The sequence below is a fragment of the Micromonospora sp. WMMD558 genome (genome assembly GCF_049315255.1).
Classification (GTDB): domain Bacteria; phylum Actinomycetota; class Actinomycetes; order Mycobacteriales; family Micromonosporaceae; genus Micromonospora.
Genome location: NZ_CP186061.1, coordinates 3,028,766 through 3,048,095, shown reverse-complemented (window position 1 = coordinate 3,048,095; position 19,330 = coordinate 3,028,766). Strand labels below are relative to the sequence as shown.

Genomic DNA, 19,330 nt, shown 5'->3' with positions numbered 1-19,330 from the left:
AGGGAGAATCCGATGCATCGACGTCGACGCCCGTCGGCGATCGTCGCCCTGGGCGTGATCGCCGGCCTGCTCCTCCCGGCCATCGTGGCGGCACCCCCGGCCGCCGCGGCCCCGGCCGGCACCAAGAAGGTCATCGCCAACCTCTTCGAGTGGAACTGGACCTCAGTAGCGAGCGAGTGCCAGTCGACCCTGGGCCCCAAGGGTTACGGCTGGGTCCAGGTCTCGCCGCCCCAGGAGCACGTCCGGCGCTCCGAGTGGTGGGTCTCCTACCAGCCGGTCAGCTACCGGATCGAGTCCCGCAAGGGCACCCGCGCCCAGTTCAAGTCGATGGTGGACACCTGCCACGCCGCCGGCGTCAAGGTGATCGTCGACGCGGTGGTCAACCACATGTCCGGGCAGGACAACCCGGGCACCGGGTGGGCCGGGTCGTCGTACAGCCACTACGACTACCCCGGCATCTACCAGTCGCAGGACTTCCACTTCTGCGGGCGGCCGGGCAACGAGATCAGCAACTACGGCGACCGGTGGGAGGTCCAGAACTGTGAACTGGTCAACCTCGCCGACCTGAAGACCGAGTCGGAGTACGTCCGCTCACGGCTGGCCACGTACCTCAACGACCTGCTGTCGCTGGGCGTGGACGGGTTCCGGATGGACGCCAGCAAGCACATGCCGGCGGCCGACATCGCGGCGATCAAGGCCAAGCTCTCGCGGTCCGCGTACATCGTGCAGGAGGTCATCTACGGCGCCGGCGAGCCGATCACGCCGAACGAGTACACCGGCAACGGTGACGTGCACGAGTTCCGATACGGCAAGGACCTGGCCCGCGTCTTCCGCTCCGAGCGGCTGGCCTACCTGCGCAACTTCGGCGAGGGCTGGGGGCACCTGCCCAGCTCGGTCTCGGCGGTCTTCGTCGACAACCACGACACCCAGCGCGACTTCGGCGGGGTGCTGACCTACAACGACCGGGGCATCTACGCTCTCGCGAACGCGTTCATGCTGGCCTGGCCGTACGGGTCGCCGACGGTCATGTCCAGCTACACCTTCGGCAACCGGGACCAGGGCCCGCCCCAGGACTCCTCCGGCCGGACGCGCAACACGACCTGCTACTCCGGCTGGGAGTGCGAGCACCGCTGGCCGGTCATCGCCAACATGGTCGGTTTCCGCAACGCCACCGAGGGCGCCGGGGTCGCCAACTGGTACGACAACGGCTACCAGCACATCGCGTTCAGCCGCGCCGGCAAGGGCTACCTCACCGTCAACGACGAGGACTTCGCGATCAGCGGCCGGTCCTACTACACCGGCCTGCCGGCCGGCCGGTACTGCGACGTCATCCACGGCACGTACAGCAACGGGACGTGCAGCGGCCCGGTGATCACCGTGGACGGCAACGGCTGGTTCGCCGCCACCGTCCCCGCGCACGACGCGATCGCCATCCACGTGGGCGCCCGCCTGAGCTGAGCAGGAAGGAAGGGCCCCTTGTTATCGCCTTCTGCATAACAAGGGGCCCTTCTTAACACGGCATCCCTTAGAGTGATTTGGTGCTGTTTGACCGAATGGGCTCGCGCCTCCGCTGGACGGCCGTCGGGGTCGGCGTACCCCTGCTGCTGGTGGCCGCCGGCATCACCGGCTGGCGACTGACCCCGCAGCCGGAGCCCACACCGGCCGCCCAGCCGGTCATGGAGCAGCCGGCACCGGAGGAATCCGAGACCCCCGAGGCCCCCGAGACGCCCGTACCCGAGGAGACCGTGCCGGTCGCGGCGCCCGCGCCGGACGACCTGCCGGTCGTCGACTACGACCCGGCGCCCCGCGGCTTCCCGGCCGACCCGGAGCCGCTGGACCCCGCGCCCCTGACCGAGGGCGTGCACCCGACCCGGCGGATCGCCGCCTACACCGCGCCCGGCGGGAAGCCCGTCGCCTTCCTCGCCCCCACCATCAACGACGTCGAGCTGACCATGCCCGTCGTCGAGCGCCGCAGCGGGTGGACGGCTGTGCTGCTCCCCTCCGCCAACCGCACCCTGGCCTGGCTGCCGCCGGGCGGCTTCACCACCGTGCCCCTGCCCGACCAGATCGTCGTGGAGCGCCGGCACCACCGGCTGACGTGGTACCGGAGCGGCCGGGCCGTCCGGTCCTGGCAGGTCAGCCTCGGGCAGAGCGGTCAGGAGACGCCGCTGGGGCGGACCTTCGTCCTCGGCCGCACCGAGCCGCCCGAATCCGTGTACGGCGGAGTGGACATCTTCGCGCTCGGTGCGATCCCCGACGACCCCGACTCGGTCCCGGCCGGCCTGCGCGGCGCGCACATCGGGCTGCACAGCTGGTACCACGACGGCGAGCTGGGCCGGAACACCACCAACGGCTGCATCCGGCTGACCAAGAGCGGGCAGCGGCACCTGCTGTCCGAGGTACGCCCCGGCACCGAGGTCCTGGTCGTCGACGAACTGCCGGAGCCACCCCCGACCGCGTGACGATCAGGTCACGACGAAGCGAACCGGCTCGCCCAGCGCGGTGGCCGCCGGATACAGGTCGGCCGGACGACCTGGCGGGCAAGGTCGGGGCTACGCGACAGCAAGGACCCGAGCGGACCAGTTCTGACCTTCGCGCCCACGGCTTGGCAAACGAAGTCGCGCTCGAATCCCGGTGTCGGGTCGTGCGAGGCCCAGGCGGCGACGTCCGTGGCGGACGCCTCATAGACAGTCTCGGCCTCGGACAGCGGCGTACCCCGTCGCCACCGCTTGACGATGCGGGGGTATCCGGCGGTGCTGAGCGATCCCGCCCCGAAGTCGGTGCCGACGTAGATATGGTCCACGTCGATCCAGCAGACCGTGGTCTTGGCCTCGGCGATCGTGAAACCACCCTCGACGAAGGCCCGGCGATCCAGGTCGTACTCACGCACCACGACGGCGTCCGCACCGCCTCGCGACAGGCTGACCAGGCAACGCCGACTGCCCGCACGCAGCACCGTCACCCCGCTCCAGACCCAGTTCTCGCCCTCGTCGTTGGCCAGCGCGTCGACGTCGAGCAGGACATCCCATACCGGCTTCCGTCGGCGGTACTGGTCGAGCGTCGTCCGTCGCCACATTCCTCGCGGGTGCGTCGCGTCCTGCCAGAAGTCGTAGGAGAAATGGTCCCCACGCCAGCCCGGGAAGGGGATGCGGTCGTCGGCGTCGAGCACCTGCCGGATCTCCGCCACAGCAGCCGCCGGCGCCACCCTCAGTCATATATCAAGATCAGCGGCGCTTGATATCATCTGGGCGGTATCCCGCGAGACTGAGAGGAGCCAACCATGTCCAGGACCATCCTCGACGTCGATGACGAACTGCTCGCCGAGGCTGCGAAGATCTTCGGCACCACCACCAAGAAGGCGACCGTGAACGCAGCTCTGAAGGCTGCCGTCGACCGGGAGAAGCGGCGCGAATTTGCCGACTGGCTCAAGAGCGGCGGCCTGCCGGGTCTGACCGGGCCCACCGACGTGAAGCCGAATGCGGCGTGAGTCGAGAACTCTACCTGCTCGACAAGTCGGCTCTAGCCCGCTGGCCCAAGTCCGCCGTCGCGCCCGTCCTCGACGAATTGTCCGAACGCGGTCTGTTGGCGGTGTGTGGCGCGGTCGAGATCGAGGTGATCCAGAGCGCCCGGACGGCCAAGGACGCCCAGCGTGCCCGCTGGCTGCTCGGTGGCTTCCACTGGCTCCCGATGCCAGACGAGGTCTGGGATCGTGCAATAGACGTTCAACTCCAGGCGCTGCACAAGGGCAACCATCGCGCCCTCTCCATGGCTGATCTGGTGATAGCCGCAACCGCAGAGCGGCACGGGGCGACGGTGCTGCACTACGACGGTGACTACGACATGATCACTGCGATCACTGGTCAGCCCACCGTCTGGGTCGTGCCTGCCGGCACCGCAGACTGATCAGCCGATCTGCCCTCGCTCGTCGAGGTCGTCCAGCGCGGCCGAGACGACTGGTCGCCATGTTCGCGCGACACGGCGAAACGGTCAGCGAGTGTGATCCTGAGACCTTCGGCCCTGGCATGGGCGCGGCCTTCGGGGGTATGACCGGAACATGAGGGCGAGTTTCCGGCTTGGCCGGATCGCGGGCGTACCTGTCGGCGTCAACTGGAGCGTCCTGGTCATCTTCCTGCTCATCGCCTGGGGGCTGTCGGCCAACCAGTTCCCGCGCGCCTACCCCGACCGGCCGTGGATCGCGTACGCCGCCGCGGGCCTCGCGGCCGCGGTGGTCTTCTTCCTCGGCCTGCTCGCCCACGAGATCTCCCACGCGATCGTGGCCAAGCGCAACGGGCTCCAGGTCGGCGGCATCACGCTGTGGCTCTTCGGCGGCGTGGCCGAGCTGAAGGGCGAGGCGCCCAACCCGGGCGCGGAGCTGCGCATCGCCGGGGTGGGCCCGCTGGTGAGCCTGCTCATCGGCATGTTCTTCGGTGCCATCGCGGTGGCGCTGGCCCTGGCCGGTTCCGAGGGGCTGCTGCTCGGTGCTCTCGCCTGGCTGGCCGGCATCAACGTGCTGCTGGCCGTCTTCAACGTCCTGCCCGCCGCGCCGCTCGACGGTGGGCGGCTGCTGCGCGCGGCGGTCTGGAAGGCCACCGGCGACCGGACGAAGGCGTCGGTCGTCGCCGCCCGGGCCGGGTGGGTGCTCGGCGCGCTGCTGATCGGCCTGGGCTTCTGGCAGTTCTTCGCCGGGGCCGGCTTCGGCGGGCTCTGGCTGATCCTGATCGGCTGGTTCCTCATCGGCGCCGCCGGGATGGAGGAGCGGCAGGCCCGGATGGGCAGCGCCCTGCGCGGCGTCCGCGTCGCGGACGTGATGACGCCGCAACCGCAGACCGCCTCCGGGGACCTGACGGTGGCCGACTTCGTCGACAACTACCTCTTCGCGTACCGGCACTCGGCGCTGCCGCTGACCGAGGAGGGGCGGCCCGTCGGGCTGGTCACCCTCGACCGGGTACGGGACGTCCCGGTCGACCGGCGCGGCGCCACCACCCTCGCCGAGGTCTCCTGCCGGGCCGACGAGTTGGTGCTCGCCTCCCCCGACGAGTCCCTGAACGACCTCCTGCCCCGGCTCAGCGAGTGCGCCGACGGGCGGGCGCTCGTGGTGGCCGACGGCCGGCTCGTGGGCATCGTGTCGCCGAGCGACATCAGCCGGGCGGTGCAGCGCGGCAGCATGCGCGAGCAGATCACCGGCCGCCGGTAGGTGCCAGGCGGGCCCGGAGTTCCGGAGTGATCGGGCTGGACAGCTCCGAGGATCACCGACCCGTACCGGTGACCGGTCCCGGAACGCCGCTCAGCAGGCCCCGCAGCCACGCTCGGGTCCAGGCGGCGATGGTGAACGAGTCGGTGACCACCCCGTCGCGGATCAGCTCGCCGACCCGCCCGGCCGGGTACGTCCGTGCGGCGCGGATGCCCTCCTCGGCTGCGGTGTCGCCCAGCTCGGCGATCTCGGCCAGGTAGAGCCGCACCGTGCTGGTCGCGATGCCGGTGTCCGGATGCAGAACCCCCAGGTCGACCAGGCGGGCCGGTGCCACGCCGATCTCCTCGCGCAGCTCCCGCGCCGCCTGTTCCTCCGGCGGCACACCGGCCTCGCCGAACCCACGCGGCGCCTCCAGGTGCCACCGGCGGGTGGTGTGCCGGAAGTGCTCCACCAGCACGACGCCGCCGTCGAGCACCGGCAGCACGACCAGGCCGTCGGCGCCGCTGCTGGGAAGCGACCGGAGGTACGTCCCGAGCACGCCACCCGGGAAGCGGACCGGATCGCGGATGAGCGTCAGGTAGTCGTCCTGGAAGACCACCCCGGCCCGGCTCCACTCCACGGGCAGGCCACGGGCGCGCAGGACATCCGCCCTGGCCCGTTCCGCGGCTGCCACCTGCCCCGACTCGTCCAGGATCTCCACCGCGGAGTCGGGCGGGTTGGCGAAGAGGTCCGGGTGGCGCCGTCGCAGCTCGACGTACTGCCTCCAAAGTTCACTCACCCTCGTCCTCCTGCGGCCGGTCGATGTTCGGCTCGTCGTCGCGACCCGTGTCACCCGGACTGACCGGGAATCCCGTCTCCTGCAGCCGGCGCACCAGCTCCCGCCAGTCCTCCCCGGCCCGTTGCAGGTGTACCCGCATAACGTCGACGCCGGTGCCGAGGTCTCGGGCGGCGCGGCGCTGGTCCCGGTTGACCACGGCGAAGCGGACCACGGCGGTGGCGCCCCGCCCGGCCACCTCGGCGGCCACGTCACCGACCAGCTCCACCCGTGGATCACCGTCGAAGACCAGCGAGACGGTGCTGCCCAGCACCTCGACCGTCACCCGGATCACCGGTTCCCACGCCCGCGCCCGTTCCAGGCGCCGTTCCCCGACGATGCCCGCCAGGCGCTGGGCCAGAGCTACGTAGCGGTCGTACACCCGCTGCGCCCGGGTGACGAAGTCGAGCGGCTCGGCGAGCAGTTCCCGCAGGGCGGCCACGTACTCCCGCCACTCGTCGGTGTCCCGCGCCTGCCGGACATGGTGCAGCTCCAACCCGGTCAGGTCGAGGCGCAGCGGCAGCTGGGCCAGGTCGAAGGCGTACGGCCGCAGCGTCCTCACCAGGGTGAGCAGGTCGTCCAGGTTCCGGTCCGGCGGCCGCTCCCGCCGGTACTCCTGCATCGCGGTGCGGCGCAGGGAGTCGGCGGGGATCAGCGCGTACCCGTCGACGGCGTCCGGCAGCGTGGTGTTGTAGCGCAGGTCGACCAGTTGCTTGAGCTGGCCGACCAGCGGCGCGGAACGAAACCGGCCCTCGGCCGGATTCGTGTCGGGCTCCACCAGGAACTCCCGGTAGAAGCCCTCCCGGGTGGCCTGCTCCGTCTCCACCGCCCAGAGCGTCACCTCCTGCATCCGCCGGCGCAGCACCGGGCGGCTCTCCTCCGGCAGCCGAAGATCCCGCCGGAGCTCCTCGATGTCGAAGGCGGCGAGCTGGAGCAGGAAGCGGCGGAACTCGGCGAACATGCAGCGCTCGGTGAGGCGGTCGTTCTCCGCGTCATCCCACGACAGCCGCAGGCAGCGGACCTCGTCCACCTCGCCCAGCAGCCGCAACCAGCCCGACCAGCCGGCGCTGTCCACGCCGAACCCGGGCTCCGCCGCCAGGCTGCGCTCGCGCAGGAGGAACGGCACGAGGACGCCGTCGGCCAGCAGCTCCCGGAACGCCGCCCGCTGCGGCCCGTCCGCCGTGAAGTCCCGGTGGACGACGGGGTTGTTGAAGAAGTACGCCCGGTTCACCACCACCTGCTCGGCGTTGAGGATCGCGCGCAGGTACTCAGCCCGCGCGTCGCGGCGGCGGCGCTGCTCCACCTCCCGGTACGACTCCCGCCGCGCGACCATCCGGGCGAGCAGGTCCTGCGTGACCCACTGGTTGTCCAGGCACTGCGCGACGACCGTGATCGGGGCCAGGGCCCGGTTGTCGATCGGCGTCAGCCGGAGACCCGTGCCGGAGGGATCCGTCATGTCACTCCATCCCTTGTGGACGTCAAGGTCGGTGACGAGGCAATCACGGAACCCGCCCGGTCGGAAAGCCGACGAAGGGCCGAGGCTGCTTTCTGACAGTCGGCGCCGGCGCTCAGGGGCGGGGGAAGTAGCGGTCGAGCAGGTCGGTGCGGAACGTTCCGGACGGGTCGAGGCGAACCATCAGGGCGAGGAAGTCCGCATACCGGGGCCAGGCCGCGGCGACCGCGGCCGGGGCCAGACCGAAGACCTTGCCCCAGTGCGGGCGCGGGCTGAACGGCGCGAGGCGTTCCTCCACGGCCGCCACCACCGGAGTCACCGCCGCCGCGTCGCCGACCCAGGTGAAGTGGATCGCGAGGCTGTCGCGCCCGTGGTTCGGGCTGAGCCACAGCCGGTCGGCCGCGACCGCCCGCAGCTCGCAGACCTGGAGCACCGGGGCGATCAGGTGCGCCACCTCGTCCAGCGCGGCCAGCGCGTCGGCCCCCGCGGCCCGCGGCACGTGGTACTCCGACTGGAGTTCGTCCCCGCTGCTCGGGATGAAGCCGAGCCGGAAGTGCGGCAGGCGCTCGTGCCACGGCCCGGGGGGCCCGAGCTGCGGGGTGCAGTGCTCCGGGGACAGCCCGGCCACCGGATGCCGGGGCGTCTCGGCGGCGGTCGTCCCCAGCCAGCCCGCCGGGGGTGGGGGCAGCTCCGCGTGCTGTTTGACCCACACCTCGCGGAGCAGCGGCGTACGCCAGTCGGTGAAGATGCTGACGCTGTACGCGGAGTCGAGCGCCTCGTCCAGCGCCTCCCGGGCGAGGCCGAGGCGCACGTACTGGCACAGGGTGAAGGCCGGCGCCACGTCGAGGGTGACCCGGGTGACGACGCCCAGCGCGCCGAGGGAGACCACGGCGCCGGCGAACATGTCCCCGTCCGCGTCGCGGTCGAGGGTCAGCAGGTCACCGTCGGCGGTGACCAGTTCCAGGGCCGCGACGGCGCTGGCCAGGTTGCCGTTGCGTACGCCGGAGCCGTGGGTGCCGGTGGCGACGGCCCCGGCGACCGAGATGTGCGGCAGGGAGGCGAGGTTCGCCAGCGCGTGCCCCTGGGCGTGCAGGGCGGTGGCGAGGTCGCCGTAGCGGAGGGCGGCCGGCACGGTGACGGTGGACCGGTCCCGGTCGAGGGTCACGTCCGGCGGCAGCCCGGCCAGCGACACCAGGTCACCGGTGGTGTCACCGAACCGGTTGAACGAGTGCCCGGTGCCGGCCGCCCGGAGCCGGTCGCTGCCGGCCACCAGCCGCCGCAGCTCGTCGACCGACGTCGGCTCGTGGAACCGCCGGGCCGCGTAGTGGACGTTGCCCGCCCAGTTCCGCCGCGCCACCATCACGCCCCTCCGCGTCCCGCCCCCGGCACCCCGGCCGAACCTGCCGGCACACCCGCCCGCCGAACGCTACGCCCACCCGACCGCCCCCGCCGCCCCCCGCCGCCCCCCGCCGCCGCGCGCCTCCCTCACCCGCCCGCGCGCTGCCCCGCGCCGCGCACGTCGATCATGAAGCTGGCGGGTGCTTGGATCTCCAGATAGCCCGCTAACTCCCGATCAACGGAGCGAGCCGGAGGCGGGGTGATGCGGCGGTGGGACGGGTGGGCGGTTATCCCGGGCTCGGGTGGGGAAATGGGGGTGGATGAGTAGTTACCGCGATCCCGCCCCGCGGGGTGACGTCTTCCCCTCCGAGGAGGAGATGGACCCGACCGGGGTCGGTGTGCTGCCGGGGAGCGCGCCGCCGGACACCACCCCCGGGCCGCAGCCGACTCCGGCGCCGCCGCCCGCCCCGACACCGGTGCCGCACCCCGGGCCCCCGCCGCGCGCGGAGGCCCGGTCGATCGTCACGCACCGCTTGGACGGGGCCGTCGAGGTGGTCACCGACCTGGACGGGGACGGCGTCGCCGACGTGGTGCAGGTGGACTTCGACGGCGACGGCGTTCCGGACGTCACGTACGTCGACAGCGACCGCGACGGCCGCCTCGACACCGTGCTCCGCGACCCCGCCGGCACGCGTACCCACTGAGCGTCGCGCCCCTCAAGGTTGTTAACAGGGGACCCCTCCTCTACCGGAGGCGTTGACAGGGGGCCCTTCCTTACACCTTGGGCAGCACCTCGGCGGCGACCAGGTCCAGGTGGTCCAGGTCGGCGAGGTCGAGCACCTGGAGGTAGATCCGCTGGCTGCCGGTCTCGGCGTACCGGCCGATCTTGTCGACGACCTCGGCGGGGGTGCCGGCCAGGCCGTTGGCGCGCAGCTCGTCCGGCTCCCGGCCGATGGCCGCGGCCCGGCGGGCCACCTCGGCGTCGTTCCGCCCGCAGCAGAGCACGAGCGCGTTGGACCAGGTCATGGTGGCCGGGTCGCGCCCGATGCCGGCGCAGGCGGCGCCGACCCGCTCGAACTGGGCGACGGTGTCCTCGATCGAGGCGAAGGGCAGGTTGAACTCGTCGGCGTAGCGGGCGGCGAGGCGCGGCGTGCGCTTCGGGCCCATGCCGCCGAGCAGGATCGGCGGGCGCGGGGTCTGTACCGGCTTCGGCAGGGCCGGCGACTCGCTGACCGGGTAGTAGCGCCCGGCGAAGTCGAACGTACCGCCCGCCGGGGTCTCCCACAGGCCGGTGATGACCGCGAGCTGCTCTTCCAGCCGGTCGAACCGCTCGGCGAGGGACGGGAAGGGGATCCCGTACGCGCTGTGCTCCTCGGCGAACCAGCCGGTGCCGATGCCCAGCTCGACCCGGCCGCCGCTCATCTGGTCGACCTGGGCGACGGTGATCGCGAGCGGGCCGGGCAGCCGGAAGGTGGCGGCCGTCATCAGCGTGCCGAGCCGGATCGACCGGGTGTCGCGGGCCAGCCCGGCGAGGGTGGTCCACGCGTCGGTCGGGCCGGGCTCGCCGGTCACCGAGCCCATCTTCAGATAGTGGTCGGAGCGGAAGAAGGCGGCGAAGCCGGTCTCCTCGGCGCGGCGGGCCACGGCGAGCAGGTCGTCGTAGGTGGCGCCCTGCTGGGGTTCGGTGAAGATCCGCAGTTCCATGGTCCCGAGCATAGGGAGGTCGGCGGGGTGCCGCCCAGCGACCGCACATGCCTTGACCGGCATATGCTCCGCCCAGCAGCGCATCTACCGGATCGAGGTCCGGCCGTTGCAGGCGGTCGACGGGTGGCTGGCGCCGTACCGACGGCTCTGGACCACCCACCTGGACGCCCTGGAACGCCACCTCGACAGTCAGGAGCCGTGATGGACCGCGCCGACTTCCGCCCGACCCCGCCGGCCGACGTCTCCCTGGAGACTGCCGGCGGGCGCCGGACCGTCGTGTTCGTCCGCGACCTGCGCCACCCTCCGGAGGTGGTGTGGTCGGCGCTGACCGAGCCGGGCCGGCTCGCCGAGTGGGCGCCGTTCCTCGCCGACCGCGACCTGGGCTCCCCCGGTGACACGACGCTCACCATGATCGACGGTGAGACCACCGAACGGCACCGGGCTACGGTACGCCGGGCCGAGCGCCCGCACCTGCTGGAGTACACGTGGGGCGACGACCTGCTGCGCTGGGAGCTGATCCCCACCGCCGCCGGGACCCGCCTGACCCTGCGCCACACGCTCGCCGACGGCGGCATGGCACCGATGGTCGCGGCCGGCTGGCACCTCTGCCTCGACGTCGCCGACCACCTGATCGCCGGTGACCCGGTCGGCCCGATCCGGGGGGCCGAGGCGATGAACTTCGGCTGGCCGGAGCTGCGCGACGCGTACGCGGAGCGGCTGACCGGGGACTGACGTCACCCCGGGCGCCCGGCGGGCGGATCCCCGCCCGCCGGGCGCCGGGCCGAGCGGGGGTCTCAGACGTACGGCCGGGTGGCGTAGGCCGTCTTCAGCGCGGCCAGGCCGGTCGCCTTCGGCGAGAGCGTGCCCCAGCCGGAGTTGAAGTAGTTCGTCCGCACGATCCGGGGTCCGCGCTCGGCGTTGAGCGCGGCGACGGCCGCCGGGACGGTGCGGATCCACGCCGCCTGGTCGGGGATCTCGGCCGCCCGGACGCCCCACTCGGCGATCAGGACCGGCCGGGAGAGCGCGACCGGGCCGAGGTCGGCGACCGCCCAGTCCTTGGTCCGGCGGAACCGGGCCAGCGCGGTGTGGGTCGGGTCCGTGGCGTAGACGTTCCACTGGAGGAAGTCGAGCTTGGCCATCAGCGCCTCCGGGTGGGTGCGCTGGTAGCAGGCCCGGTCGAAGCCCCCCACCCCCACCGAGAAGGTGGTGCCGGCGGGCAGGCCGCGCGCCTTGAACCAGTTGACGATGTACGTGACGGCCTGCACCGCGCGGGCGTCGGACTCCGCCCACGTGTACGCCTTGCCCGCCTCGGTGGTGCCGAACTCGTGGTCGGTGTCCAGTTCGGAGGCGAGCTGGATGTTCACCCCGAAGCCCATCGTCCGGTACTGCGACAGCGCCCGCGCGAACAGCCCGTCGCACTGACCGGCGAGCACCTGGCTGTAGCCGTACGCCCGCGGCCAGGTCGTTCCCGGTCGCTGCTGGATGGTCATGGCGGGCGCCGGGACGGTGTAGCGCACGCCGTCCACGGTGAAGGTCTGCGCGTCGGTGTTCGGGGCGCCGTAGTGCTTGAGCTCCAGCACCATGTTGATCTTTATCCCGGCCTTGCCCAGGTCGACCAGCCAGGGCCGGTTCCAGCCGGGGAAGACGTAGCCGTCGGCGAAGCTGCGGTACTGGGTCAGCGAGCGGATGTTTCCGCCCGCCATGTCGGCCGTCGGGTCGGCATTGCCGGAGAGGTAGTAGCCGCCGAGCACCGGCGGGGCGATCGTGTAGGTGGCGGTTGCGGTGGCGGTGCGCCCGCCGTTGTCACGCACCGTCACGGTGACCCGGGGCATCACGCCACCGCCCGGTAGACGGCCACCGCGCCGGTGTCCGACAGCTTCGTCCAGGTGCGTCCGGAGTCGTCGGTGACGGTGACGGTGAGCGGGTCGATGACGGCGGTGACCCGCGCCGGGGCGCTGCTGTTGCCCTGGGCGTCGGTGACGACGACGGTGACGGTCACCGGGCGGGTGTCGGCGTCGCCGTACGTGACGGTCAGCGTCATCGGGTCGGCGGGAGAGTAGACCGCGGCGTTCAGGGCGGCGGTCACGGTGGGAGCGGCCATCGCCGCCTCCTCTCATGCTTCGGCCGGCGGCCGTCGGGCCTCCGCGCCCGACCGGTCCGGCCGTGCTGGATCTCGGGCGGCGACCGGCCCCGCCGGGCCCGCGCCCGGACGGCCGGTCATCGGGTACGGCGGACCGCCCGGCCCGCGTGCGACGGCGGAACGGCGGTGCTGCCGTACGGGTGGTGTCTCGACCTGCACGTTCGCGCGACGGCGGTGGGCAGCGGTCGTTCCGCCGCGTCGACGCGGCGGGGCGGACGTGTCGGAAGGTGGCGACGTCGGTGTCCGGAGGTGACACCGGGGCGGGGCGCCCGGTCCCGGTGTCGGGCGGAGCGCGGCCCGTGGGGCGGAGCCGGCGGTGCGCTACGCCGGATCCGCCACGGCGACGGGGCCGGGCTCGGTGGCGGCGGTGTCGGCGGGGACGGTGCTGTCCCCGCCGGGCCCGAGGATCGGGATGTGGCCCGCCATCCTTACGCCTCTCACCTGCTACAACAGTGCGACGGCGAGGTGCCCGGCGTCCTGTCCGGAATCCGACTCCGTCGTGTCGCGCAGATGGTTGCGACATGCCGCCTGACCTGCCTTGAGAGGAGAGCCTCCGGTGAAGTACCTGATGCTGATCTACGGCAACGAGGAGATCTGGAACAGTCTGCCCGCGGGCGACCTGACCGCGCTGATCGGCGAGGTCGACGCGTTCAACGAGGCGCTGCGCGGCTCCGGCGAGCTGGTGGAGAGCCAGGGCCTGGTGTCCCGGGCCCGGTCGGTCCGCATGGTGGGCGACGCGCCCGTGGTCACGGACGGCCCCTACCTGGAGGCGAAGGAGTACGTGGGCTCGTACTTCGTGGTGGACGTCGACAGCGAGGAGCGGGCGCTGGAGATCGCCCGGTCGTACCCGGCCCTGCGGTTCGGCAGCGGACCCAGCGGCGGCGGCCTGGAGGTGTGGCCGCTGATGACCGGCACCGGCGGCGACCTCTGACCGGCGACGACCGCGTCGGTGACCTGCTGCGCGACCTCGCGCCGCAGGTCCTCGGCGCCCTCGTACGCCGGTACGGCGACTTCACCCGCGCCGAGGACGCCGTGCAGGAGGCCCTGCTCGCGGCGGTCGAGACCTGGACCGCCGACGGCGTGCCGGAGCACCCGGCGGGCTGGCTGCGCACGGTGGCTGCCCGCCGCTACGTGGACCAGGTCCGCGCCGACGCCGCCCGCCGGCGCCGGGAGCAGGCCGTCCTGGACGCGACCCCCCGCGACGCGCTGTTCGCTCCGCCGCCGGACGCCGAGCCCGCCCACGACGACCTGCTCGAACTGCTGTTCCTCTGCTGCCACCCGGCGCTGGGACCGTCGGCGCAGGTGGCGTTGACGCTGCGGGCGGTCGGCGGGCTGACCACGCCGGAGATCGCCGCCGCCTTCCTGGTGCCGGAGAAGACGATGGGGCAGCGCATCGTGCGGGCCAAGCAGCGGCTGCGGGAGGCGGGTGCCCGCTTCGCGCCGCCGCCCGAGCCGGAGCGGGAGCCACGGCTCGCGGTCGTCCTGCACGTGCTCTACCTGATCTTCAATGAGGGGTACGCGGCCAGCAGCGGACCCGCGCTGCGCCGGGTCGACCTGACCCGGCAGGCCATCCGCCTGACCCGGCGCCTGCACCGGCGGCTGCCCGCCGACGGCGAGGTGGCCGGCCTGCTCGCGTTGATGCTGCTGACCGAGGCGCGGGGACCGGCCCGTACCGGGCCGGAGGGCGAACTGGTGCCGCTGGCCGAGCAGGACCGGACGCGCTGGGACGGCTCCGCGATCGCCGAGGGCACCGCGCTGCTGACCGACGCGCTGTCGACCGCGCCGGTCGGCCCGTACCAGGTGCAGGCCGCGGTCGCCGCCGTGCACGCCGAGGCGCCGTCCGCCGAGGAGACCGACTGGCCGCAGATCCTGGGCCTGTACGAGCTGCTGGAGCGGCTGGCCCCCGGGCCGGCGGTGACCCTGAACCGGGCGGTCGCGCTCGGCATGGTGCGGGGGCCGGCGGCTGGCCTGGACCTGGTGCGTGAGCTGGCGGACGGGCCGCTCGCGGGGCACCACCGGCTGCTGGCGGTCCGGGCGCACCTGCTGGAGCGGGCCGGGGAGCGGGCGGCGGCCGCCCGGGAGTGGCGGGAGGCGGCCCGGCTCGCCGGCAGCCTGCCCGAGCGGCGCTTCCTCGTCCGGCAGGCCGCCCGACTGGTGTGAGCCGGGTCACAGGGATGTCGTGTCGAACGGCCGCCGCCCGCTCCGATCCCTCGGTGAACGGGGACCACGAGGTGCCCCGCCGAGGAGAGGACGATCCGCGATGACCAAGGTGACCGCACAGCTGTCCGTGTCGCTGGACGGGTACTACGCCGGCCCCCGCCACACCGGCGACGGCCACTGGATGGAGTCGGCGGAGGCCGCCGCTTTCTTCCGGGTCACCCGGTGGGCGACCGACGCGATGGCCTGGCGTGAACGGCAGGGCTTCGCCGGCGGTACGCACGACACCAACTCGGAGATCGTCGCCGAGAGCTTCGCGGCGGCCGGCGCGTACGTCATGGGGCGCCGCATGGCCGACGGCGGCGAGGTGCCCTGGGGCGCGGAGCCGCCGTTCCGGGCGCCGGTCTTCGTCGTCACCCACCGCCCCCGGGAGACCCTGGTGCGCGGCGGCGGCACCAGCTTCACGTACGTCACCGACGGCGTCGCCAGCGCCGTCGCGCAGGCCCGCGCCGCCGCCGGAGGGAAGAACGTGGCGGTGGCCGGCGGCGGCAGCCTGGTCCGGCAGGTGCTCGCCGCCGGCCTGCTGGACGAGCTGGAGCTGCACATCGTGCCGGTCGTGCTGGGCGCCGGCCTGCGGCTGCTCGACGCCGACCTGGGCCTCGGCGAGAAGGAGGGCATCGAGCTGGTCCCGACGCGGGTCGTCCACTCCCCCGACGTGACCCACGTCCGCTACGCCGTCACCGGCCGCGCACCACTCCTGCTGGACGACCGCGGCAGCGGCGGCGGCCCCACGACCACGGTTTCGTGACGCCCGTCCTTCCTCCGCCGGGCAGGGGGGTCACCAGGGCTCGGGGATGTTCAGGGCCAGGCAGCGTTGGGTGCCGAGGGTCGGCTGGTAGCAGGCGGATGCCTCCAGGTTGTTCGTGTGGTCGAACCGCGTGAACGAGGCGCTGCCACCGTTGGCGCAGGTGCTGCCGCTCGTGGTGGTCCCGCCGGTGACCCGGCCGCTGGCGCAGCCGAGGGTGGTCGCCGTCTTCTCCACCGTGTTCAGCGACGAGCGCTGGTCGGTGTACTGGTGCGCGCCGTAGCCGGTCAGCCGGACGCCGGGGCGGGTGATCGAGTACTGGAACGCGGTCGAGGTGTAGTACGACCAGCTCGCGCCGGTGCCGACCGTCCGCAACTGGGAGTCGCTCAGCGACGGCGGGATGTAGAGGTGGAAGCCCTTGTCGTGGGTGCTCGTCCCCTGGATCATCCGGTAGACGATCACGAGCAGGCCCTGCTGGTAGCTGACCGTGCTGTAGGTCAGGTAGCTGCCGTTGCCGCAGGTGGTCCGGTCGGCGATGTAACCGACCCCGTTGGCGTACAGCAGGACGCGGGCACAGCGGCTGTCGTTGGCGGTGTCCTCGATGGTGCCGACGGTGCTCGAGACGCCCGAGCTGTCGGTGGCGTAGCCGGTCAGCCGTACGCCGGGCAGCGTGCCCGCGTACTGGTAGGCGGTGGGGTGGTAGTAGCTCCACGAGGCCGACCAGCCGCTGCCCGAGGGCAGGGCGAGCGCCGGTGATGCGGGCAGCAGGGCGGCGACCAGGGCGACGATCACGGCCACGACCAGCGTGGCCCCGCTCGACCGCCATCGGGGATGGGTCGTCATCGGTCCTCCGATCAGGTTCGGGGTTCACCGGTGAGCGTGGCGCGGAAGGTGAGGACGACTCAGTCCCGAAGTGGACGCTGACCGGTTCCGGTCACGCCGACGGGGCGGGCGGTGCGTGCGCCGGCACGAAAGGCGGGGCGGCGGCCGGGGCGGTGTGGCCGTACAGTGTGCCCACCCCTTGATCAAGGAGTGTGCCGTGACCCAGCCACCACCGGCGCCCCGACCGCCCGCCGAGGATTCCGCCGGCGGGAGCGCGCCGCCGTACCTGCTGGCCGCGCCCGCCACCGCCGACGCTCCCGGCGCCTTCCCGTGGCCCGAGGGCCAGCCCGCGTGGGCGATCCCGGTCAGGCTGCCACCGGGGACCCGTGGGTACGCGGTGTTCATCCCTCTGGTGCCGGTCGCCGAGGCGGATGGCGCGGTGCCGGCCGGTGCCCCGGCGGCCACGACGCAGGCTGCGCCGACGACCCCGGTCACCGCCCCTGCGACGAACGGCGGTGGGCCGGTCCGGGTGGCCGAAGCCGTACCGGCCACACCGTCCGGGTCGGCAGCCGACGGCGCTTCGACGACGCCGGCGGGCGGTACGACGCCCGGCGGCCCGGCCGCGGGCGTCAAGCCGGAGGTCGCGTCCGCCGGCGGCGAGACCGCCGCCAGGGACGGGTCACCGGAAGCGGGCACCGATCAGCCCGCTCGGCCTCAGGGGGCGCCCAAGCCCATCGGGACGCCGGCCGGCAGCGGGCCGTCGACCACACCCGCCCTGGCCACCGGTCCGTCAGCGGCGTCCGGCGCCACGGCGGCGGCCGCACCCGCGCCGGGTGACCCGGTGCCGTACGCCGCGGGGCCCGGCCGGGCCGGCGTGCCGCCGTACCCCGGGATGTCCGGTGGTTTCTACCGGCCGGCGCCGCCGGGGCCGTCGTGGTTCCAGCGGCACTGGCCCGGGCCGAAGCCCACGCGGGGGCGCGCGGTGCCCGCCGCGGTCCTCGCCGGTGCTCTCGGGCTGGCGTTCTTCGTGCCGCTCAGCCGCACCGGGATCGGATGGTTCCTGGGCTGGCTGGCCCTGACCGTCGGCGTGGTGGTCGCGGTCCGCCGCCCGGTCGCCGACCTGCCGCGGACCGAGCGGTGGGTCCGCGCCGGCTGGGCGGCGGCCGCGCTGGCGTTGCTGGCGGTCCTGGCCTTCCGCAACGCGTGGTGGTTGGTGACGTTCTGCGTCCTCGGCGCGCTCGGGTGCGCGGCCCTCGCGGTGGTCGGCGGTCGGGGCGTCCGGTCGATCCTGTTCAGCGTGGTCGCGGGGCCGGTCGCGGCCGTCCGGGGCCAGCCCTGGGTGCGGGCCCACTTCCGGTCCAACGCCGACCCGGGGCTGGTGCGCCGTGTGGTCGGTTCGGTCGCGGCCACCGTCGCCGCGCTGATCGTGTTCGGCGCGCTGCTCGCGTCGGCCGACGGCGCCTTCTCGGTGGTGCTCGGTGCGGTCGTGCCCGAGGTCAGCATCGGTACAGTGTTCCGCTGGATCTTCCTCGCCACGGTCGGTGCGCTCTGCGTCGTGGCCGCCGTCTGGACGCTCGCCGCGCCGCCGGACCTGTCCAGCGTGGACCGGCCGACCCGGCGCAGCTTCGGCATGGTGGAGTGGGCGCCGGTCATCACGGCCGTGACGCTGCTGTTCGCCGGTTTCGTGGCGGTGCAGTTCACCGTGCTGTTCGGCGGTCAGCGGCATGTGCTGCGCACCGCCGGGCTCAGCTACGCCGAGTACGCGCGCAGCGGCTTCTGGCAGCTGGTCGCCGTCACCCTGCTGACGCTCGCCGTGCTCGGCGGGGTGGCCCGCTGGGCGCGGCGCGAGAGCCGTGCCGAGCGGATCGTGCTGCGCGTCCTGCTCGGCGCGCTGAGCGCGCTCAGTGTCGTCATCGTGATCTCGGCGCTGTCCCGGATGTACACGTACCAGAAGGTCTACAGCTTCACCGGCGAACGGATCTTCGTGATGGCGTTCGAGCTGCTGCTCGGCACGGTCTTCCTGATGATCCTCGTCGCCGGGCTGCGCTGGAAGGGCGGTTGGATCCCGCGCGCGACCGTGGCACTCGCCGTGGTCATGCTGCTCAGCCTGGCCGTCCTCAACCCGGAGGACTACGCCGCCAGCCGCAACATCGCCCGCTACCAGACGACCGGGAAGATCGACGCCTGGTACCTCCGGGCCCTCTCGGCCGACGCGACGCCCGCCCTGGCCGAGCTGCCCGACCCGGTACGCCGCTGCACCCTGAGCTGGATCGCCGACGACCTCGACGAGCCGGACCCCTGGTACGCCTGGAACCTGGGCCGGGTCCGCGCCCGGCAGGCGCTGGAGCGGGTGGGGCCGAGCGCGGTCGGCGGACCGAGCGACTGCAAGGCCGCCGACCAGTTCGACCTGCCCAAAACCCGCCGCCCCCGCTGACCCGCCCCCGCCCTGCGGAGCCGCCCTGCGACGCCTCGCCCCGCCTCAGTCGCCCCGACGCCGGCTGGTGAGGTCGAGCAGCCGCCGCATTTGGGACGACAGCACACGCCCCTGCCCCAGCGACAGCGTCACCTCGTGGCTGCCCGCGTCGACCACGGCCAGCGCGATCACCGGTTCCAGCCCGGCCGTCAGCCCCTGCGTCAGCGACACCTCGGCGACGGCCGCCTCCGGCCGCCCACCGGTGACCGGCAGGCGGAGCGACCGGTGCCGGTGCGAGGCAATCTCGCCGGTCGCACCAGTGCGGATGGGCGAGGTCCGCGAGCCGGCCGGTGGGATAGCGGTACGCGTACCCGCACGGCCTCGTCACGAGCGGACGGACGGCGGCCGGTTCCGCCCGCCAGCCGTACGCGTCGAGCGCCGCCGCACCCGACGTCACGTGCTGCCGGCAGACGTAGAGGGACGCATCCAGGCT

General features: G+C 73.2%; 20 protein-coding genes and 2 pseudogenes. 13 read left to right on the top strand and 9 right to left on the bottom strand.

From position 1 onward, the window contains the following. Nucleotides 1–12 precede the first annotated feature (12 nt). From ACN26Y_RS14885 to ACN26Y_RS14875, 3 genes and pseudogenes are all read left to right on the top strand, one after another. Nucleotides 13–1,458 carry an alpha-amylase gene (locus ACN26Y_RS14885; protein WP_155330845.1) on the top strand — a complete coding sequence of 482 codons (1,446 nt, stop codon included), beginning with the start codon at nucleotides 13–15 and terminating at the stop codon, nucleotides 1,456–1,458. Nucleotides 1,459–1,538: 80 nt separating this feature from the next. Next, nucleotides 1,539–2,462: a L,D-transpeptidase gene (locus ACN26Y_RS14880; protein ID WP_230688999.1), complete on the top strand. Its 924-nt coding sequence runs from the start codon at nucleotides 1,539–1,541 to the stop codon at nucleotides 2,460–2,462. A 68-nt stretch (nucleotides 2,463–2,530) separates the two neighbouring features. Further along, a pseudogene (locus tag ACN26Y_RS14875) lies at nucleotides 2,531–2,687 on the top strand (DUF397 domain-containing protein); the annotation flags it as partial. Here the strand turns inward: ACN26Y_RS14875 and ACN26Y_RS14870 are convergent. Next, nucleotides 2,675–3,169: pseudogene (locus tag ACN26Y_RS14870) on the bottom strand (S9 family peptidase); the annotation flags it as partial. The pseudogenes ACN26Y_RS14875 and ACN26Y_RS14870 sit on opposite strands and share 13 nt — an antisense overlap. A 111-nt stretch (nucleotides 3,170–3,280) precedes the next feature. On the opposite strand from ACN26Y_RS14870, the gene ACN26Y_RS14865 reads away from it, so the two are divergent. The 3 genes from ACN26Y_RS14865 (at nucleotide 3,281) to ACN26Y_RS14855 (ending at nucleotide 5,194) form a co-directional block, all read left to right on the top strand. Continuing rightward, nucleotides 3,281–3,487, top strand: a complete 207-nt coding sequence (locus tag ACN26Y_RS14865) for a type II toxin-antitoxin system VapB family antitoxin (RefSeq protein WP_155330844.1) — start codon at nucleotides 3,281–3,283, stop codon at nucleotides 3,485–3,487. Continuing rightward, nucleotides 3,484–3,903 (top strand): PIN domain nuclease, encoded by a 420-nt coding sequence (locus tag ACN26Y_RS14860; protein WP_155330843.1) that lies wholly within the window; start codon nucleotides 3,484–3,486, stop codon nucleotides 3,901–3,903. The genes ACN26Y_RS14865 and ACN26Y_RS14860 overlap by 4 nt, the downstream gene beginning before the upstream one ends. 151 nt (nucleotides 3,904–4,054) lie before the next feature. Next, nucleotides 4,055–5,194 (top strand): site-2 protease family protein, encoded by a 1,140-nt coding sequence (locus ACN26Y_RS14855; RefSeq protein WP_155330842.1) that lies wholly within the window; start codon nucleotides 4,055–4,057, stop codon nucleotides 5,192–5,194. A 52-nt stretch (nucleotides 5,195–5,246) separates the two neighbouring features. Here ACN26Y_RS14855 and ACN26Y_RS14850 read toward each other — a convergent pair whose 3' ends face one another. From ACN26Y_RS14850 to ACN26Y_RS14840, 3 genes are all read right to left on the bottom strand, one after another. Next, nucleotides 5,247–5,969, bottom strand: a complete 723-nt coding sequence (locus ACN26Y_RS14850) for an NUDIX hydrolase (protein WP_196255859.1) — start codon at nucleotides 5,967–5,969, stop codon at nucleotides 5,247–5,249. Continuing rightward, nucleotides 5,962–7,461 (bottom strand): hypothetical protein, encoded by a 1,500-nt coding sequence (locus ACN26Y_RS14845; RefSeq protein WP_422734841.1) that lies wholly within the window; start codon nucleotides 7,459–7,461, stop codon nucleotides 5,962–5,964. Before ACN26Y_RS14845 ends, ACN26Y_RS14850 begins: the two co-directional genes overlap by 8 nt. Nucleotides 7,462–7,573: 112 nt before the next feature. Continuing rightward, a complete protein-coding gene (locus tag ACN26Y_RS14840) occupies nucleotides 7,574–8,818 on the bottom strand; it encodes an FAD-binding protein (RefSeq protein WP_422734840.1) in 1,245 nt (414 codons plus the stop codon). Between the two features lie 298 nt (nucleotides 8,819–9,116). Here ACN26Y_RS14840 and ACN26Y_RS14835 point away from each other — a divergent pair, with 298 nt between their 5' ends. Further along, complete coding sequence (locus tag ACN26Y_RS14835; RefSeq protein ID WP_422734839.1) at nucleotides 9,117–9,500, top strand: hypothetical protein; 384 nt, start codon at nucleotides 9,117–9,119, stop codon at nucleotides 9,498–9,500. Between the two features lie 70 nt (nucleotides 9,501–9,570). On the opposite strand, the gene ACN26Y_RS14830 is transcribed toward ACN26Y_RS14835, so the two are convergent. After that, nucleotides 9,571–10,500, bottom strand: coding sequence for an LLM class F420-dependent oxidoreductase (locus tag ACN26Y_RS14830; protein WP_422734838.1), 930 nt, complete (start codon nucleotides 10,498–10,500; stop codon nucleotides 9,571–9,573). Between the two features lie 52 nt (nucleotides 10,501–10,552). Here ACN26Y_RS14830 and ACN26Y_RS14825 point away from each other — a divergent pair, with 52 nt between their 5' ends. After that, nucleotides 10,553–10,702: a hypothetical protein gene (locus ACN26Y_RS14825; RefSeq protein WP_230688998.1), complete on the top strand. Its 150-nt coding sequence runs from the start codon at nucleotides 10,553–10,555 to the stop codon at nucleotides 10,700–10,702. Continuing rightward, nucleotides 10,702–11,232 (top strand): SRPBCC family protein, encoded by a 531-nt coding sequence (locus ACN26Y_RS14820; protein ID WP_422734837.1) that lies wholly within the window; start codon nucleotides 10,702–10,704, stop codon nucleotides 11,230–11,232. Before ACN26Y_RS14825 ends, ACN26Y_RS14820 begins: the two co-directional genes overlap by 1 nt. 62 nt (nucleotides 11,233–11,294) lie before the next feature. Here the strand turns inward: ACN26Y_RS14820 and ACN26Y_RS14815 are convergent, their stop codons facing one another. Both ACN26Y_RS14815 and ACN26Y_RS14810 read right to left on the bottom strand, forming a co-directional pair. Continuing rightward, a complete protein-coding gene (locus ACN26Y_RS14815) occupies nucleotides 11,295–12,332 on the bottom strand; it encodes a hypothetical protein (RefSeq protein ID WP_155330836.1) in 1,038 nt (345 codons plus the stop codon). After that, nucleotides 12,332–12,601, bottom strand: coding sequence for a hypothetical protein (locus ACN26Y_RS14810; protein ID WP_155330835.1), 270 nt, complete (start codon nucleotides 12,599–12,601; stop codon nucleotides 12,332–12,334). The genes ACN26Y_RS14815 and ACN26Y_RS14810 overlap by 1 nt, the downstream gene beginning before the upstream one ends. A gap of 595 nt (nucleotides 12,602–13,196) precedes the next feature. On the opposite strand from ACN26Y_RS14810, the gene ACN26Y_RS14805 reads away from it, so the two are divergent. From ACN26Y_RS14805 to ACN26Y_RS14795, 3 genes are all read left to right on the top strand, one after another. Further along, on the top strand, nucleotides 13,197–13,571 hold the full coding sequence (locus ACN26Y_RS14805; RefSeq protein ID WP_230688997.1) for a YciI family protein: 375 nt from the start codon (nucleotides 13,197–13,199) through the stop codon (nucleotides 13,569–13,571). Beyond that, nucleotides 13,535–14,800 carry an RNA polymerase sigma factor gene (locus tag ACN26Y_RS14800; RefSeq protein WP_230688996.1) on the top strand — a complete coding sequence of 422 codons (1,266 nt, stop codon included), beginning with the start codon at nucleotides 13,535–13,537 and terminating at the stop codon, nucleotides 14,798–14,800. The genes ACN26Y_RS14805 and ACN26Y_RS14800 overlap by 37 nt, the downstream gene beginning before the upstream one ends. A 100-nt stretch (nucleotides 14,801–14,900) precedes the next feature. Continuing rightward, complete coding sequence (locus ACN26Y_RS14795; protein ID WP_155330833.1) at nucleotides 14,901–15,605, top strand: dihydrofolate reductase family protein; 705 nt, start codon at nucleotides 14,901–14,903, stop codon at nucleotides 15,603–15,605. A gap of 30 nt (nucleotides 15,606–15,635) precedes the next feature. On the opposite strand, the gene ACN26Y_RS14790 is transcribed toward ACN26Y_RS14795, so the two are convergent. Continuing rightward, the gene (locus ACN26Y_RS14790) at nucleotides 15,636–16,445 is read right to left on the bottom strand and encodes a hypothetical protein (RefSeq protein WP_155330832.1); all 810 of its coding nucleotides are present in this window, start codon (nucleotides 16,443–16,445) and stop codon (nucleotides 15,636–15,638) included. 196 nt (nucleotides 16,446–16,641) lie between these two features. On the opposite strand from ACN26Y_RS14790, the gene ACN26Y_RS14785 reads away from it, so the two are divergent. Continuing rightward, the gene (locus tag ACN26Y_RS14785) at nucleotides 16,642–18,858 is read left to right on the top strand and encodes a DUF4153 domain-containing protein (protein WP_422734836.1); all 2,217 of its coding nucleotides are present in this window, start codon (nucleotides 16,642–16,644) and stop codon (nucleotides 18,856–18,858) included. 45 nt (nucleotides 18,859–18,903) lie between these two features. Here the strand turns inward: ACN26Y_RS14785 and ACN26Y_RS14780 are convergent, their stop codons facing one another. After that, nucleotides 18,904–19,068: a hypothetical protein gene (locus ACN26Y_RS14780; RefSeq protein ID WP_155330831.1), complete on the bottom strand. Its 165-nt coding sequence runs from the start codon at nucleotides 19,066–19,068 to the stop codon at nucleotides 18,904–18,906. Nucleotides 19,069–19,330: the final 262 nt, after the last annotated feature.

Coding starts and splice junctions, on each gene's coding strand:
- ACN26Y_RS14885 (WP_155330845.1), top strand. CDS start 13: ATGCATCGACGTCGACGCCCGTCGGCGATCGTCGCCCTGGGCGTGATC.
- ACN26Y_RS14865 (WP_155330844.1), top strand. CDS start 3,281: ATGTCCAGGACCATCCTCGACGTCGATGACGAACTGCTCGCCGAGGCT.
- ACN26Y_RS14855 (WP_155330842.1), top strand. CDS start 4,055: ATGAGGGCGAGTTTCCGGCTTGGCCGGATCGCGGGCGTACCTGTCGGC.
- ACN26Y_RS14845 (WP_422734841.1), bottom strand. CDS start 7,461: ATGACGGATCCCTCCGGCACGGGTCTCCGGCTGACGCCGATCGACAAC.
- ACN26Y_RS14840 (WP_422734840.1), bottom strand. CDS start 8,818: ATGGTGGCGCGGCGGAACTGGGCGGGCAACGTCCACTACGCGGCCCGG.
- ACN26Y_RS14835 (WP_422734839.1), top strand. CDS start 9,117: ATGAGTAGTTACCGCGATCCCGCCCCGCGGGGTGACGTCTTCCCCTCC.
- ACN26Y_RS14830 (WP_422734838.1), bottom strand. CDS start 10,500: ATGGAACTGCGGATCTTCACCGAACCCCAGCAGGGCGCCACCTACGAC.
- ACN26Y_RS14820 (WP_422734837.1), top strand. CDS start 10,702: ATGGACCGCGCCGACTTCCGCCCGACCCCGCCGGCCGACGTCTCCCTG.
- ACN26Y_RS14815 (WP_155330836.1), bottom strand. CDS start 12,332: ATGCCCCGGGTCACCGTGACGGTGCGTGACAACGGCGGGCGCACCGCC.
- ACN26Y_RS14810 (WP_155330835.1), bottom strand. CDS start 12,601: ATGGCCGCTCCCACCGTGACCGCCGCCCTGAACGCCGCGGTCTACTCT.
- ACN26Y_RS14795 (WP_155330833.1), top strand. CDS start 14,901: ATGACCAAGGTGACCGCACAGCTGTCCGTGTCGCTGGACGGGTACTAC.
- ACN26Y_RS14790 (WP_155330832.1), bottom strand. CDS start 16,445: ATGACGACCCATCCCCGATGGCGGTCGAGCGGGGCCACGCTGGTCGTG.